Annotated in this window: 15 protein-coding genes; 2 read left to right on the top strand and 13 right to left on the bottom strand. The window is 66.4% G+C overall.

Annotated elements, in window-relative coordinates; translation table 11 throughout:
- Positions 1-150: 150 nt before the first annotated feature.
- The 9 genes from rpsO to rimP form a co-directional block, all read right to left on the bottom strand.
- Complete coding sequence (gene rpsO, locus DSD28_RS17085) at positions 151-420, bottom strand: 30S ribosomal protein S15 (protein ID WP_119257629.1); 270 nt, start codon at positions 418-420, stop codon at positions 151-153.
- A gap of 161 nt (positions 421-581) precedes the next feature.
- On the bottom strand, positions 582-908 hold the full coding sequence (locus DSD28_RS17080) for an SH3 domain-containing protein (RefSeq protein WP_119257628.1): 327 nt from the start codon (positions 906-908) through the stop codon (positions 582-584).
- Between the two features lie 37 nt (positions 909-945).
- Entirely contained in the window at positions 946-2667 is a 1722-nt protein-coding gene (locus DSD28_RS17075) for a sensor histidine kinase (protein WP_119257773.1), read from the bottom strand.
- 151 nt (positions 2668-2818) lie between these two features.
- Entirely contained in the window at positions 2819-3751 is a 933-nt protein-coding gene (gene truB, locus DSD28_RS17070) for a tRNA pseudouridine(55) synthase TruB (RefSeq protein ID WP_119257627.1), read from the bottom strand.
- A gap of 12 nt (positions 3752-3763) precedes the next feature.
- The gene (gene rbfA / locus DSD28_RS17065; RefSeq protein WP_119257772.1) at positions 3764-4174 is read right to left on the bottom strand and encodes a 30S ribosome-binding factor RbfA; all 411 of its coding nucleotides are present in this window, start codon (positions 4172-4174) and stop codon (positions 3764-3766) included.
- 72 nt (positions 4175-4246) lie between these two features.
- Positions 4247-6901 (bottom strand): translation initiation factor IF-2, encoded by a 2655-nt coding sequence (gene infB, locus DSD28_RS17060; protein ID WP_119257626.1) that lies wholly within the window; start codon positions 6899-6901, stop codon positions 4247-4249.
- A 103-nt stretch (positions 6902-7004) separates the two neighbouring features.
- Positions 7005-7658, bottom strand: a complete 654-nt coding sequence (locus DSD28_RS17055) for an RNA-binding protein (RefSeq protein WP_119257625.1) — start codon at positions 7656-7658, stop codon at positions 7005-7007.
- A gap of 75 nt (positions 7659-7733) precedes the next feature.
- Entirely contained in the window at positions 7734-9332 is a 1599-nt protein-coding gene (gene nusA / locus DSD28_RS17050; protein WP_119257624.1) for a transcription termination factor NusA, read from the bottom strand.
- A gap of 114 nt (positions 9333-9446) precedes the next feature.
- Positions 9447-10061, bottom strand: a complete 615-nt coding sequence (gene rimP, locus DSD28_RS17045) for a ribosome maturation factor RimP (RefSeq protein ID WP_119257623.1) — start codon at positions 10059-10061, stop codon at positions 9447-9449.
- A gap of 347 nt (positions 10062-10408) precedes the next feature.
- Between rimP and DSD28_RS17040 the strand changes: the two genes are divergently transcribed.
- Positions 10409-12037, top strand: a complete 1629-nt coding sequence (locus DSD28_RS17040) for an MFS transporter (RefSeq protein WP_119257771.1) — start codon at positions 10409-10411, stop codon at positions 12035-12037.
- 19 nt (positions 12038-12056) lie between these two features.
- Here DSD28_RS17040 and DSD28_RS17035 read toward each other — a convergent pair whose 3' ends face one another.
- Both DSD28_RS17035 and recR read right to left on the bottom strand, forming a co-directional pair.
- Positions 12057-13262, bottom strand: a complete 1206-nt coding sequence (locus tag DSD28_RS17035) for a lytic murein transglycosylase (RefSeq protein WP_245424862.1) — start codon at positions 13260-13262, stop codon at positions 12057-12059.
- A gap of 189 nt (positions 13263-13451) precedes the next feature.
- Complete coding sequence (recR, locus tag DSD28_RS17030) at positions 13452-14057, bottom strand: recombination mediator RecR (protein WP_119257621.1); 606 nt, start codon at positions 14055-14057, stop codon at positions 13452-13454.
- 59 nt (positions 14058-14116) lie between these two features.
- Here recR and DSD28_RS17025 point away from each other — a divergent pair, with 59 nt between their 5' ends.
- A complete protein-coding gene (locus DSD28_RS17025; RefSeq protein WP_119257770.1) occupies positions 14117-14728 on the top strand; it encodes an MOSC domain-containing protein in 612 nt (203 codons plus the stop codon).
- On the opposite strand, the gene DSD28_RS17020 is transcribed toward DSD28_RS17025, so the two are convergent.
- Both DSD28_RS17020 and DSD28_RS17015 read right to left on the bottom strand, forming a co-directional pair.
- The gene (locus DSD28_RS17020; protein ID WP_119257620.1) at positions 14729-15340 is read right to left on the bottom strand and encodes a LysE family translocator; all 612 of its coding nucleotides are present in this window, start codon (positions 15338-15340) and stop codon (positions 14729-14731) included.
- Positions 15341-15374: 34 nt separating this feature from the next.
- A complete protein-coding gene (locus DSD28_RS17015) occupies positions 15375-15698 on the bottom strand; it encodes a YbaB/EbfC family nucleoid-associated protein (RefSeq protein WP_119257619.1) in 324 nt (107 codons plus the stop codon).
- Positions 15699-15704: the final 6 nt, after the last annotated feature.

Below are 15704 nucleotides of genomic sequence, written 5' to 3'. Positions count from 1 at the left end.
CGGTTGGTTCCGCAGGACCGGCCCATCCGGCCTGCTGGAAAATCCCGTTCCGCGAGGCGGCCGCAGCCGGCACTGACGAAGCGGTACGGCGGAAATTTCTTCCGCAAAAGAAAGCGGCGGGCGTTCACGAGGAACGCCCGCCGAAATTGCTTAGCGGCGAATACCGAGGGCAGCAATCAGCTTGCTGTAACGGGCTTCGTCCTTCTTCTTGAGGTAGTCAAGAAGCGAGCGGCGGCTGGAAACCAGCGTCAGAAGGCCACGACGGGAGTGGTTGTCCTTCTTGTGGTCCTTGAAGTGGCCGGTCAGGTTGTTGATACGCTCGGTCAGGATCGCGACCTGTACTTCCGGAGAACCGGTGTCGCCTTCCTTGGTGGCGTATTCCTTGATCAGCGCAGCCTTGCGCTCAGCAGTGATCGACATCGTATGTCCTTTCATGAATGGGAACAAAGGTCGCCAAAAGCCGGGATGTCGTCCAGCGATGGCCGTGAAGGCAAGCGGGCAGGCCCGCATTGCTGGCGGTGCCTATAAACCATTAGCGGGCGAAATGGAAGGGGCCGCGATCAACCGCCGCCCGGCGCCCGTCAGAAGCGGCTGGCCGGCTGGCTCGGCGCCAGATCGGGCGCATCGCCGCCCTTCGGGCAGACGACATAGGCGCCGAAGACCCAGCCGAGCCGCTCGCCCCCGCGCGAGACGAAAAGCCAGCGCTTGGCGCCGACCCTCGTTTCCTCGATCACCTCCAGCCGCGTGCCGTTCCGCAGCGTCGTCAGGATCGGCCCGTTCGGCGCGGAGCGGACATTGAGCGGCGTGCCGGTCGGATCGTCGACCACGCATTCGCCGGCGGCAAGGGCGGGCGTTACGGCGGCCGCAAGGATGGCGGCGGCGGTGGCCGCCCGCAGGAGAGGCGTCATGGCGTGAACCCCGGCAGGGAGGAAGGACCAACTTTCGTCATTCGGAGGAACCCGGCTGGTGAGCCTCCTCGTCGCGCAGGCGGGCGAGCGGGATCGTCACCCGCCATTCGATGCCGTCGTCGTGCACGATGAATTCCAGCGTCGCGTCGAGCGCCATGCCGAGCATGCGCTCCAGCACCACGCTGCCGAAGCCCTTGCGGCTGTCCGCTATGGCCTGCTTGTCGATCGTCGCGCGGCTTTCGAGCCAGACGAGGTCGAGGTTCTCGCCGGCCGTCACCCAGCTCAGCGAGACGATGCCGGTGTCGTTGGCAAGCGCGCCGTATTTGGTGGCATTGGTCGACAGCTCGTGCAGCGCCATGCCGAGTGTCTGGGAGGCCTGCGGATCGAGCAGCACGGCGGGGCCGGCGATGCGCACCCGGCTCGTATCGTCGGGCGTGAAGGGCTTGAGCTGGTTGCGGGCCAGTTCGGCGAGGTTCACGCCCTGCGTCGCATTGGCGATCATCAGGTCGGTCGAGCGGGCAAGGCCCGAAACGCGCCGGCGGAAGGTCTCGGCGAAGTCGCCGGCATTCTCCGCGCCCGCCACCGACTGGTTCAGCATGGCCTGGATGACGGTGAGCTGGTTCTTCGAGCGGTGGGCGACTTCGCGCATCAGGAAGCGCACCTCGTTTTCCGACTTCACGCGGGCATCGGCCGCCTCGGCGAGCGCGCGGGAGACCGTCTCCAGCTCGGAGATCGCATAGCGGCGCGAGGCGACGCGCTCGCCGCGGCCAAGCCGGCGCGCGTCATGCGCCAGCAGCCGCACGTCGCGCGATAGGACGCGCGCGATGCCGACGGCGCCCGCCGCCGCCAGCGCCGCGAAGACCGCCCCGCCGATGGTGAGCCAGAGGAAGGAGGAGACCGCGGGTGCCTGCACATCGGAGGATTTCGCCCAGGCGATCATCCGCCAGCCGGCCAGCGAGGAGAATTCGGTGACGACCTGGTAGTTGACATCGTCCTGGCGCATCGTGCTGACGCCGAGGCGAAGCGAGGGCACGACACGCAGGAAGAACGGCTGACCCGCCTTCTGCTTCTCGTCCGTCGAGACGATGACCTTGCCCTCGGTATCGAGCACCGCCGCATTCCAGCCGGGCGAGAGGATATCCGGATTGACCGCGCGCCGCAGCGCTTCGGCATTCTTGGTCAGCGTCAGCAGCACCTGCTGGCCGTTGTGAAGGCGCATCGGCTGGTAGACGTTGAAGACCCATTGCTGGGCGGTCTTGCCGAAGAAGAGGTCGGAGACCATGCGCTCGCCGCGCGACAGCGCGAGCCCCGCCGAAACCGGCTCCGACGCCGCGCTCAGCGCCGTGCCGTAGGGCACGCGCGTGTTGAGGATCTGGTGCATCGTCGGGTCGATGAGGATGAAATAGATGTCGGTGCCTTCGAGCGCCTTGCTCGCCTGCCTGTGCAGGGCGGCGTAGTCGCCCTTCTGCAGGCTGTCCGACGTCGAGAGGAAATTCAGCGTCGAGAACATGCCGGAGATCTCGCGCTCGACGGCGCGGTTCACGGCGCTCGTCGAGGTGCGCAGCAGCGATTCGAAGATGCGCTCCTGCGCCTCGTTGGTGCGCTTGAGGACGATGATCGAGAACAGGAAGGCCGGAATGACGGCGACGAGGATGAGGCAGACGAGATAGAAGGCGACCGGATGATGCATGCGCCTGCGGGCCTCGCCAGCGCCGCTCTCCACATTTCCGGCGGATACCGTTCGGTCGTTCGGCGTCATCGTCAACGGCCAGCCCCTTCACCCCTCGCCTGCGAGCCGGCCCGGCGGCCAAGCGCCGTCGCGCCCGTCCTCGAACGGACCTCGCCGGCCCATAAAGCCAATAGCTTGTGGTGAAATCAAGTCGGAGGCGTTTCGTTCCGCCCCCTTATTATTAGCCTGCGAAAACCCGCTTGGGACGGAACTCGCCGCCGCCGATCTCGCCGATGGCGATCAGCTTTCCGCGCGCCGTGGCATAGGCCTCGTCCGCCGAAACGGGCGCATCGCGGCCGCGGACGATGATCGGGTTGCCCATGCGCAGGCGGTGCGCCTGGTCATCGTTGACGACGATCTGCGGCAGGCTCGACAGGGCCTCGCCGGTATCGATGAGGAAGACGTCGAGCGCCGCAAGCCGTTCTGCGTCGTCCTCGATCTTCTCCAGTGCCGTCAGGTCCGCGAGCGGCACCATATCGTCCTCGCCGAAGGGGGCGACGAAGGTGCGGCGTAGCGCCGAGATGTGGCCGTAGCAGCCGAGCTGGCGGCCGAAGTCACGGGCAAGCGCGCGCACATAGGTGCCCTTGCCGCATTCGACCTCGAAGGCGGCCGTATTTTCGTCCGAGCCCACCAGCGTCAGGCGATGGATTTCCACCTCGCGGGAGGGGATCTCGACCGTCTCGCCCTCACGGGCGAGGTCATAGGCGCGCTCGCCGTCAATCTTGATGGCGGAGAATTGCGGGGGAACCTGCCGGATGACGCCGGTATAGTCGCCGAGGATCGCCTTGATCTCGTCGGCGGTCGGGCGCTTTTCGGATGTCTCAGTCACCTCGCCCTCGAGGTCGTCCGTCGTGCGCTCCTCGCCCCAGGTCACCGTGAATTCGTAGATCTTGCGGCCGTCCATGACATAGGGAACGGTCTTGGTGGCGTCGCCCAGCGCGATCGGCAGCATGCCGGAGGCGAGCGGATCGAGCGTGCCGGCATGGCCGGCCTTCTGCGCCTTGAACAGCCACTTGATCTTGGAGACGGCCTCGGTCGAGCCGAAGTCGAACGGCTTGTCGAGGATCAGCCAGCCGGAAACCGGCCGGCCCTTGGGTTTGCGGGGTCTGGACATCTGTATCCTGGATTATTGATCGTCGTCGCCGTCTTCGGCGTCAAGATCGCGGGCGACTTCCGGCGAGCGCAGGAGGTCGTCGATCTTCTTGTAGTTGTCGAAGCTGGTATCGTCGCGGAAGCGCACGTCCGGCATGTACTTCATCTGGCGAAGCTGCGGGCCGAGACGGCCGCGGATGAACTTCGCATTGCGGTTCAGCGCCTCGATCACCGCCTCGTGGTCCTTCACGCCGAGCGGCGTGACATAAGCGGTCGCGTGCTTCAGGTCGGGCGACATGCGCACTTCCGAGATGGAGATCACGGTCTTCTCCAGAAGCGGATCGCGCACTTCGCCGCGCTGGAGCACCTGGGTGATCGCCGCGCGCACCTGCTCGCCCACGCGCAGCATGCGTTGCGACGGCGCCGAGGATGTTGCTCTGGTCATGGTGGTCACCTTCAAAAAAATGCGAGCGCCGAAAATGTCCGGCGCCCGCATGATGATCTGATCGCCGGCAGCTTACAGCGTGCGCGTGACGTGCTCCACGCGGAAGCATTCGATCTGGTCGCCGACGCGGATGTCTTCGTAGTTCTCGAAGGCCATGCCGCATTCCTGGCCGACATTGACTTCCGAGACCTCGTCCTTGAAGCGCTTGAGCGTCTTGAGCTTGCCTTCGTGGATGACGACGTTGTCGCGCACGAGGCGGACGCCCGAACCACGCTCGACCTTGCCTTCCGTGACGCGGCAACCCGCGACCTTGCCGATCTTCGTGATGTTGAACACCTCGAGGATCTCGGCATAGCCGAGGAAGGTTTCGCGGCGCTCCGGCGACAGGAGACCCGACATCGCCGCCTTCACGTCATCCACCAGGTCGTAGATGATGTTGTAGTAGCGGATTTCGATGCCCTGGCGCTCGGCAAGCGAGCGGGCCTGTGCGTTCGCACGGACGTTGAAGCCGATGATGGCGGCGTTGGACGCTTCGGCGAGCGAAATGTCCGACTCGGTGATGGCGCCGGCGCCGGAATGGACGATGCGGACCCGCACCTCGTCCGTGCCGAGCTTGTCGAGCGCGCCGGCAATGGCTTCGATGGAGCCCTGCACGTCGCCCTTGATGAGCAGCGGGAATTCCTTGAGGCCGGAATTCTGGAGCTGGTTCATCATCTGCTCGAGCGAGCCGCGCGAACCCGTCTGGCGCGCCACCTGCTTTTCGCGGGCGAGGCGCTGGCGGTATTCGGAGATCTCGCGGGCACGGCCTTCGTTCTCGACGACCGCGAACTTGTCGCCCGCAGCCGGCGTGCCGGAAAGACCGAGAACCTCGACCGGCATGGAGGGGCCGGCGTCCTTGACGTGTTCGCCCTTGTCGTTGACGAGCGCGCGCACACGGCCCCACTGGTCGCCGGCGACGATGATCTGGCCCGGCTTGAGCGTACCCGTCTGGACGAGAACCGTCGCCACGGAGCCACGGCCGCGGTCGAGCTGAGCTTCGACGACGACGCCCTCCGCCGTGCGGTTCGGGTTCGCCTTGAGATCGAGGATTTCGGCCTGCAGCAGGATGGCTTCGAGCAGCTTGTCGAGGTTCGTGCCGTTCTTGGCCGACACTTCCACGTCGAGCGTCTCACCGCCCATGGATTCGACGAAGACCTCGTGCTGGAGGAGCTGCGTGCGAACGCGCTGGACGTCCGCCGTCGGCTTGTCGACCTTGTTGATCGCCACGATGATCGGGACACCAGCCGCCTTGGCGTGGTTGATGGACTCGATCGTCTGCGGCATCACGCTGTCGTCGGCCGCCACCACGAGGATCGCGATGTCGGTCGCCTGCGCGCCGCGGGCACGCATGGCGGTGAAGGCGGCGTGGCCGGGCGTATCGATGAAGGTGATCTTGTGACCGTCCTGCTCGACCTGGTAGGCGCCGATATGCTGCGTGATGCCACCGGCTTCGCCGGCAACCACGTTGGCGTGGCGGATGGCGTCGAGCAGCGAGGTCTTGCCGTGGTCGACGTGGCCCATGATGGTCACGATCGGCGGACGGGATTCCAGATCGCCTTCTTCGTCGGCGACGTTGAAGATGCCTTCTTCGACGTCGGATTCCGAGACGCGCTTGACCGTGTGGCCGAATTCGCCGGCGATGAGTTCAGCCAGGTCGGCGTCGATCAGATCGCCGGGCTTCATCATCTGGCCTTCCTTCATCAGGTACTTGATGACGTCGACGGCGCGTTCGGACATGCGCTGCGACAGTTCCTGGATGGTGATGGTTTCCGGAAGGATGACTTCGCGCATGACCTTTTCGCGGGTCTCCTGCATCTGGCTGCGCTTGAACTTCTCCTGGCGGCGGCGCATGGCCGACAGCGAACGACCGCGCTGCGCGCCGTCCTCGTCGCTCGACGCGGTGGTCAGCGTCAGCTTGCCCTGGCGACGGCCGTCGTCGGCCTTCGGACGAGCCGGGACCTTTGCCGGTTCCGGGCGCTTGACGGCGCCGCGGTTGGCAGGCGCGCCACCGCGCGGACGCTTGTCATCGTCCTCATCGGCTTCGCGGCGGCCACGGCCGGCGAGCGGGGTTGCGGCAGGCGCCGGGACCGGCGTGCGGCCGGGCTGCGGGCGGGCTTCTGCGGCAGCGGCGGGCTTTGCCACCGGCTGCGGGGCAACCTCTTCCGCGGCGACAGGCGCCGGTGCGGCGGCCTCGGCGGCGCGGCGCTCGGCCTCTTCCTTCTCGCGGATGATGCGGGCTTCTTCCTCGGCCTTCTGACGGGCTTCCTCTTCCACCTTGCGGCGGGCCTCGTCCTCGGCGCGCTGGCGCGCTTCGGCGGCGTCGCGGATCTGCGCTTCTGCAAGCGCGCGGCGACGGGCCTCGACCTCATCGGGCGAAAGCTGGTTCAGCACGACGCCGACGCGCGGGCGGCTCTGCTCGGCCTGCGGCTGGTGGGCCGGGCGCGAGGGCTGCTGCACGGGACGCGACTGCTGCGGCTCGGGCTGGCGCTGCACCGGCGCGACCGGGGTCACGGGACGCTCGTCTTCCGGGCGGTTGATGCGGCGCTTGCGGGTCTCGACCACAACGGCCTTCGTGCGGCCACGACCCATGTCCTGGCGCACGGTGCCCTGCTGGACGCCGGAAGGCTTCAGGCTCAGGGTCTTCTTGCCCGCCACGCTGATCGTCTTGTCGTCTTTGTTGTCGGTCATTCCGTTCCGTTCCTAAGATCAGGGCCGGATGCGTATCACCAGACCCTGTCGTTCAATTGTTTTCGTCCAATGCGATAGCGGCCGGCGAAAGCCGGTGACCGCGTCATTGGTTTGGCTGGCCAGCGCCGCCATGTGCTCCCACCCGGGCGCCGCCCCGGTATTTTTCGAGCATGATTGCGCGCTTCACTACACCCTCACCCGCCTGCCCTGCAAGCGCTGCGGCATGGATAAAAGCATTCTGGCCCAAAAGGCCCTCCAATTCGCCCTCGGAGAAGAGCCTGAAGGAGGGTATTTCCGTTTCGTCCTCGGTGAGGAAGCTTGCAGCCTTCCTCGCCTGGTCTATCTTTCTCACGCCGTCCTCTGCCGCGTCCGTCGAATGGAACACCGCAAGGGCGGCCAAAGAGCGCACCGCCTGATCGACCTTCGTCGAGCCGGTGATGAACTGGCCGGCCTTGCGCGCCATGTTCATCATGCCGCCGAGCTGGGCCGCGATAAGCCGGTCCACATCGGCCCCGAGCTCCGGGCCCGCCTTGGCGTCCGCCCTCAGCGCACGCGCGAAAAGCTTCCTGGCGACCGCCTTGTCGACGATCGCCCGTTCGGCTTTCACCCAGCATCCACGTCCGGGGAGTTCACGCTTCAGGTCCGGCACGACGCTGCCGTCGGGACCTGCGACGAAGCGGATGAGATCATCCGCATCGCCGCTTTCGCGCGTCACGATGCACATGCGGTCGTTCACGCCGTCGTCCTTCTTGCCCATATAGGTTTCCGCTCTTGCCAACGCAAACCGCTGTGCAACGTGGCCAACGGCATGTCGAACCGCGCGGGACGCCGGTCAGGCGTCCTGCTCGGCGCCTTCCACGGCCTCTTCCTCGGTGGCGAGGTCCTCTTCCGTGATCCAGCCGGCCGCAAGGCGGGCCTGCACGATCATGGCTTCGGCCTCGGCGCGGGAGACCTCGAACTTCGAGAAGAGACCCTCGAACTTCTTCGTCTCGCCGTCCTTGCGCTCGGTCCAGCCGACGAGGTCGTCGGCGGCGCAGCCGGCGAAGTCCTCGATCGTCTTGATGCCGTCCTCGCCGAGGGCGACGAGCATCTGGCCCGTCATGCCGTCGATCTGGCGCAGCTCGTCGGCGACGCCGAGCTCCTTGCGCTTGGCATCCATCTCGGCCTCGATGCGCTCGAGATATTCGCGGGCGCGGGTCTGGATTTCCTGGGCCGTGTCTTCGTCGAAGCCGTCGATGGAGGCGATTTCGTCGAGATCGACATAGGCAAGCTCTTCAACGGCGGCGAAGCCTTCCGAAGCCAGAACCTGACCGACCATCTCGTCGACGTCGAGCGATTCCATGAAGAGGTTGGTGCGCTCGTTGAATTCCTTCTGGCGGCGCTCGGACTCTTCGGCTTCCGTCAGGATGTCGATATCCCAGCCGGTGAGCTGCGAGGCGAGGCGCACGTTCTGGCCGCGGCGGCCGATGGCGAGCGAAAGCTGCTCATCCGGAACGACGACTTCGATGCGCTCGGCATCCTCGTCCAGAACGACCTTGGCGACTTCCGCCGGCTGCAGGGCGTTGACGATGAAGGAGGCCGGATCCTGCGACCACGGAATGATGTCGATCTTCTCGCCCTGAAGCTCGCCGACGACGGCCTGGACGCGCGAGCCGCGCATACCGACGCAGGCGCCGACCGGATCGATCGACGAGTCGTTCGAGATGACGGCGATCTTGGCGCGCGAGCCGGGGTCGCGGGCAACCGACTTGATCTGGATGATGCCGTCGTAGATTTCCGGCACTTCCATGGTGAAGAGCTTCACCATGAACTGCGGATGGGTACGCGACAGGAAGATCTGCGGGCCGCGCTGCTCGCGGCGCACGTCGTAGACATAGGCGCGGACGCGGTCGCCGTAGCGCATGTTTTCGCGCGGGATCATCTCGTCGCGGCGGATGATGCCTTCGCCACGGCCGAGATCGACGATGACGTTGCCGTATTCGACGCGCTTGACCGTGCCGTTGACGATCTCGCCGATGCGGTCCTTGTATTCGTCGTACTGGCGGTCACGCTCGGCTTCGCGCACCTTCTGCACGATGACCTGCTTGGCCGACTGGGCGGCGATGCGGCCGAAATCCATCGGCGGCAGCGGGTCGGCGATGAAATCGCCGAGCTTGGCGTCCGGGTTGCGGTCGCGCGCCAGTTCCAGCGGGATCTGGGTCGAGTAATCTTCGGCGTGCTCGACGACTTCCAGCAGGCGCTGGAGGCGGATTTCGCCCGTCTTGGAATTGATGTCGGCGCGGATGTTGGATTCCGTGCCGTAACGCGAGCGGGCCGCCTTCTGGATGGCGTCGGCCATCGCGGCAAGCACGATCTCGCGGTCGATGACCTTTTCACGGGCCACGGCATCCGCGATCTGCAGAAGCTCAAGCCGGTTCGCACTGACTGCCATTTTCAGGTCTCCATGGTCTCAGGCCGGGGCATCGCCGCCGGCAATATCTGGAGCGGCGCGCCGCTCCGGTTCCGTCCTCTCCGCTCCGCCGCAAGGGCGGAACGCACTCACAAACTATTCTTCGTCGTCGCCGTCTTCGTCGTTCTGGTTGGCGGCCTGCGCCGCCTTCGCCTTCTTGTCGGCGGCCAGCGCGTCGCGGATCAGCTCGTCGGTCAGGATCAGCCGGCCCTCGGCAAGCGCCGTGAAGGGGATGACGACCGTCGGCTCGTCGCCGGCGGCGGGCTGGTCGCGTTCCAGCGTGAAACCGTTCTCGTCGGTCGCGACGATCTTGCCGCGGAAGCGCTTGCGCCCGTCGACGAGGATCGACGTCTCGCATTTCAGCAGGTGGCCGAGCCACCGCGAAAAGTCCGACTTGCGGACCATCGGCCGGTCGATGCCGGGCGACGACACTTCCAGATGATACGCCTTGTCGATCGGATCCTCAACGTCGAGCACCGGCGAGACGGCCATGGAGACCTGCTCGCAGTCCTCCACGGTCATCGTGCCGTCCGGGCGCTCGCACATGATCTGCAGCGTCGCGCCGTTCTGCGCGGAAAGCCGGACCCGCACGAGGCGGTAGCCGATCTGCTCGATGGTCGGCTCGATGATGTCGGCAACGCGCCGGTCGAGGCCGGTCTCGACGACGAGCCGCGGCTCGGCGGCGATTTCTGTCTGGGTCGTGTCGGTCATGACATGCCCTCCCGGGAAAGTCGTTATGATGCGCTTGATCGGGGCAATAAAAAAGAGCGGGTCCTCGCGGGCCCACTCTTCATCTGACGATCAAGAATTTGAGGGTGATATAGACCGGGTTCGCCGGAATTGCAAGTTCGGCATTCCGTCCGTCCCCACCAGCGCCCAATGATGACCCCTCATCCGGCCTGCCGGCCACCTTCTCCCCGCCTGCGGGGAGAGGGCTAGGGTGAGGGGCGGCCCAATCCACAAACGAACAGTTTCGAGACAATCGCCGCCACCGGCTTGCCGCTTTCGTCCCATGGACTAGATTGCACACAACACTGCATCGAGAATGAGTGCCCATCGTGCCGGACCGGACATCCCCCCTCGCCCCCTTCCGAAACGAAACCTTCCGGCTGATCTGGGCGGCAAGCCTGATCTCCAATTTCGGCGGGCTCATCCAGTCCGTCGGCGCGGCCTGGATGATGGCCTCGATCTCCTCCTCCGCCAACATGGTGGCGCTGGTGCAGGCCTCGACTTCCCTGCCCATCATGCTCTTCTCCGTCGCCGCCGGGGCGCTTGCCGACAATTTCGACCGGCGCAGGCTGATGCTGACGGCGCAGTGTTTCATGTTCGCGGTCTCGATCGCCCTGACGGTCTTTGCGTGGTACGGCCTCATCACGCCCTGGCTGCTCCTTGCCTTCACTTTCCTGATCGGCTGCGGCACCGCGCTCAACAACCCGGCCTGGCAGGCCTCGGTCGGCGACATGGTGCCGCGCGAGGACCTGCCGGCCGCCGTCTCGCTCAACAGCATGGGCTTCAACATCACCCGCAGCGTCGGCCCCGCCATCGGCGGCGTGATCGTGGCGGCGGCGGGCGCGGCGGCGGCCTTCGCCGCGAACGCGCTCAGCTATTTCGCCCTGCTCTATGCGCTCTTCCGCTGGCAGCCCAACATCTCGCCGCGCGCCTTGCCGCGCGAGGATTTCGGCCGCGCCATCTCGGCGGGCCTGCGCTACGTCTCCATGTCGCCGAACATCGGCAAGGTGCTGCTGCGCGGCTTCGCCTTCGGCCTTGCGACCAGCTCCATCCTCTCGCTGCTGCCGCTGATCGCCCGCGACCTCGTGGCGGGCGGGCCGCTCACCTTCGGCGTGCTGCTCGGCTGTTTCGGGCTCGGCGCCATCAGCGGCGCGCTGATGAATGCCGCGGTGCGCGAGCGCCTGACCAGCGAGACCATCGCGCGCCTTGCCTTTGCGGGTTTTGCGGTGAGTGCGAGCGTCTGCGCGCTCAGCTCGTCCGCCATCCTCACCGGCGCGGTGCTCCTCATCGCCGGCGCCTCCTGGGTGATGGCGCTCTCTCTGTTCAACACGACCGTGCAACTCTCGACGCCGCGCTGGGTCGTCGCCCGCGCGCTCTCGCTCTACCAGACGACGACCTTCGGCGGCATCGCCGCCGGAAGCTGGATCTGGGGCACGACGGCCGACACGCATGGCGCGCAGGCCGCGCTTCTCGCCTCCGCCGTCGTCATGATCGCCGGTGCGGCGCTCGGCCTTCGCTACGGCCTGCCGGAACTGCAGAGCCTCAATGTCGACCCGCTGGGCCGCTTCAGCGAACCGGACCTGCCGCTCGACCTGAAGCCGCGCAGCGGGCCTATCGTCATCCTCATCGACTACGAGATCGCGGAAGCGGACATCCCCGAATTCCTGGAGACCATGACCGAGCGGCGGCGCATCCGCATCCGCGACGGCGCCGGCCAATGGGCGCTGATGCGCGACCTGGAGAACCCGACGGTCTGGACGGAGACCTACCACGTGCCGACCTGGGTGGAATATGTGCGCCACAACCAGCGCCGCACCCATGCGGACGCCGCCAACGGCGAGAAGCTGAGCCTCCTGCATCGCGGCACCGAGCCGCCGCGCGTCCACCGCATGATCGAGCGGCAGACGATCGTTCCGCATCAATACGAGCGGTTCAAGCAGCAGATGGAAATCCATTGAGGCGGAGCCGCCTCAAGCATCAGCGAAGCCGGGATTTCAGCGAGGCATCGGGATAGCAGGTCGGCGCAAGCCCGCTCTTGGCCTGCCAGTCACCGAGCGAACGGCGCGTCTTGTAGCCGGGCAGGCCGTCGACCTTGCCGACATCGTAGCCCTTGGCGACGAGCGCCTTCTGCATGGCCAGCACGTCCGAGCGCAGCATCTTGCCGACATCGCCCCATTCGCCCCGGAACGGGCCGCTGCCGAAGGCGATGCGGTCGGCGAGATTGCCGATGAAGAGGGCGTAGAGGTCGGAATTGTTGTATTCCTTGATCACGTAGAAATTCGGCGTGACGATGAATTCCGGTCCGTGCGTTCCGGCCGGCACCAGCATCATGCCGGATGCCTTCGCCTCGCCGGCCGGAAACGCCTTGCCGGAAATGCGCGTGATGCCGCCCGATGCCCAGGCCGAGATCGGCTTGGCGAGGTCCGGGCCTTCCTGCGCGCAGGAGACGCCATCCGGAATGGAGACCTCGTAACCCCAACCGCGGCCGGCCTGCCAGCCCTTCTGCGCCAGGTAATTGGCGATGGAGGCGAGGCTGTCCGGCACCGAGCCCCAGATGTCGCGCACGCCGTCGCCGTCGAAATCGACGGCATATTTCAGGAAGCTCGTCGGCATGAACTGCGGCTGGCCGAGCGCGCCGGCCCAGGAGCCCTTGAGCTGGTCCACCGTGCGGTCGCCGCCGTCGACGATATGGAGGGCGGCGATCAGCTCCTTGCGGAACATGTCCTTGCGCGTCGACATGAAGGCCTTCGTCGCCAGCACGTCCACGGCCGAATAGGGGATCTTCGCGCTGCCGAAGCCGGATTCGCGGCCCCAAACGGCAAGGACGACCTCGCCCGGCACGCCGAAGCGCTTCTCGATCCTGCGCAGCGTGGCGGCATGGGTGCTGGCAAGGCTGCCTCCCCGGCCGGCAAGGCTCTGTAGCCGCTTTTCGGAGAAATAGGCGCCCGGCGAGGAGAACTCCGCCTGGCTCTGCGCCTGCTCCTTCTTCGGCCTGGAGCCGGGCGGAACGAGGTCGGGCAGGTCCCAGTTGAGTGTCGCACCCTCCATCGCAGCGCGAAAAGTCTTCTCGCCGACGCCGGCCTTCTGCGCGGACGGCCAGAGGTCCTTGTCGATCCAGGTGCGGAACATCTTCTCCACCTCGGCCTTGGAGGCGGCATGGGCGGGGAGAGCGGCAAGGGTCATGGCAATTGCGAGTACGAGGCGGGTTGCGATACTCCCCTCTGCCCTGCCGGGCATCTCCCCCACAGGGGGGGAGATTGAATCGTGGCACCGCCTTACCCCCAGCCGATCTCCCCCCTTGTGGGGGAGATGCCCGGCAGGGCAGAGGGGGGTGAAACGCCGCAGCCATCCAAGCATCGTCAAAAACCTTCCTCAGATCGCCGTGCGGGCGCGCAGCGCCGCCGTCAGGGTGCCTTCGTCGAGATAGTCGAGCTCGCCGCCGACCGGCACGCCATGGGCGAGGCGTGTAATCTTCACGTCGAGGCCGGTGAGCTGGTCGGTGATATAATGCGCCGTCGTCTGGCCCTCGACGGTCGCGTTGACGGCGATGATCAGCTCGCGCACGTCCCCCTTCGCCACCCGGTCGACGAGGCCGCGGATGTTGAGATCGTCCGGCCCGACGCCGTCGAGAGGCGAGAGCGTGCCGCCGAGAACGTGGTAGGCCGCGTTCATCGCGCCCGCGCGCTCCAGCGCCCAGAGGTCGGAGACGTCCTCGACGACGATGATGACCGACTGGTCGCGCCGCACATCCGTGCAGACGGTGCAGGGATCGCTGGTATCGACATTGCCGCAGCACGAGCAGATGCGCACCTTGCGATGCGCCTCGCCCATCGCCTCGGCGAGGGGGCCGAGAAGCTGGTCCTTCTTCTTGACGAGATGCAGCGCCGCGCGGCGCGCCGAGCGCGGCCCGAGGCCCGGCACCTTCGCCAGAAGCTGGATGAGTTTTTCGATTTCGGGGCCGGTGACTCGTTTTGCCATTGCCGGTATCTAGCCCATATCAAGGAGAAACGGAATCCACCTCCCGGGAGGCAGCGCTGATCAGGATAGTCGCGGTATGCACGGGCCTTGCCCGGCCGGTTCCCGGCAAAAGCTACAAGACCGGCATTTTCAAGACGCCGACCGATGCGGCGCTGGTCGTCGACCGCGAGGGCCTTCTGGGCGACGCCATCTGCAACCGCAAGCACCATGGCGGGCCGGAACAGGCGGTCTACGGCCTCGGCTCCGTCGATCTCGACTGGTGGTCGAAGGAACTCGGCCGCACCGTCGCGCCCGGCACCTTCGGCGAAAACCTCGTCATCTCGGGCGTCGACAGCCGCAGCGTTTCCGTCGGCGACCGGTTCGAGACGGAGAGCGTGCTCCTCGAAGTGACCTCCACCCGCATTCCCTGCAACACGCTGACCGCCCGGATGGGCGATCCGGCCTTTGCGAAACGCTTCATGCAGGCGGGCCGGCCGGGCTTCTACTGCCGCGTCCTGCGCGACGGCGTCATCCAGGCCGGCGATGCCGTGACCTACACGCCCTTCGACGGCGAGCCCGTCACCATGCCGGAACTGCTGCGCACCTACGGCCGAAACCTTGCCGAGGAGGACCGCCTCCGCTACCTCGCCGCGCCGATCAACGACAAGCTGCGCGCGGCGCTCACCGGCTGATCAGCGGGTGGCGATGGCGGCCGCGGCACCGGCCATGGTGCCGGCGCTGACACGGTTGGCGATGCGCACGGCGCGCGGGCTTTTCAGGAACAGCCGGGCGCGCGACGCGAGGAAGACCCAGGCAAGATCGATGGCGACGAGCACGACGAACATCGTCGCCACCAGTTCCGCCCAGCCGGCGAGCGTGACGGCGCCAAGATCGATGATCGCCGGCAGCAGCGCGACATAGAACATCATGATCTTGGGATTGCCGAGCGTCACCGTCAGCCCGGCGAAGAAGAGCTTTACGCCCGAGCGCGCCTCAGGCAAGGCCTCCTCGCCCGTATCGGTCGGCGCGGACCACATCTTCCAGGCGAGATAGAGCAGGTATGCGACGCCGAGCCACTTGATGGCGACGAAGGCGGCCTGGAAGGTTTCGGCAATGGCGGCAAGGCCGAGCACGGCGCAGGTGAGCCAGACGCCCTCGCCGATCCACATGGCGGCGAGGAAGGGAAGCACGTCCCTCGGCCCGCGGGACAAGACGCGGGCGACAAGAGCGGCGATGCTCGGGCCGGGCGAGCCGGCCGCCATCATCAGCGCGCCGGCAAAGACAAGCAGGGTCGTCAGGCTCATGGGAATTCCTCCTCTGAGCCCTAAACCTACAGGATCAGAACGGCAGTTTGAAGCCGGGCGGGATCGGCAGGCCGGCGGTCAGCGCCTTGGTCTTCTCGGCGGCCTGAGCTTCCGCCTTTTCCTTGGCGTCCTTGTGGGCGGCGACGATCAGGTCCTCGAGGATCTCGACATCGTCTTCCTTGAAGAGCGAGGGGGCGATCTTCAGGCCCTTCAGCGTGCCCTTGCCGTCGAGCGTTACGGAGACGAGGCCGCCGCCGGAGGTGCCGCTCACTTCGAGCGCGGCGATCTCCTCCTGCATCTTCTCCATCTTGGCCTGCATTTCCTTGACCTTGCCCATCATGCCCATGATGTCGCGCATCGGCCT

The organism is Shinella zoogloeoides (assembly GCF_003574625.1).
Lineage (GTDB): Bacteria > Pseudomonadota > Alphaproteobacteria > Rhizobiales > Rhizobiaceae > Shinella > Shinella zoogloeoides_A.
Note: the sequence above shows the minus strand (reverse complement) of the source record. Positions and strands in the feature narration are given on the sequence as shown.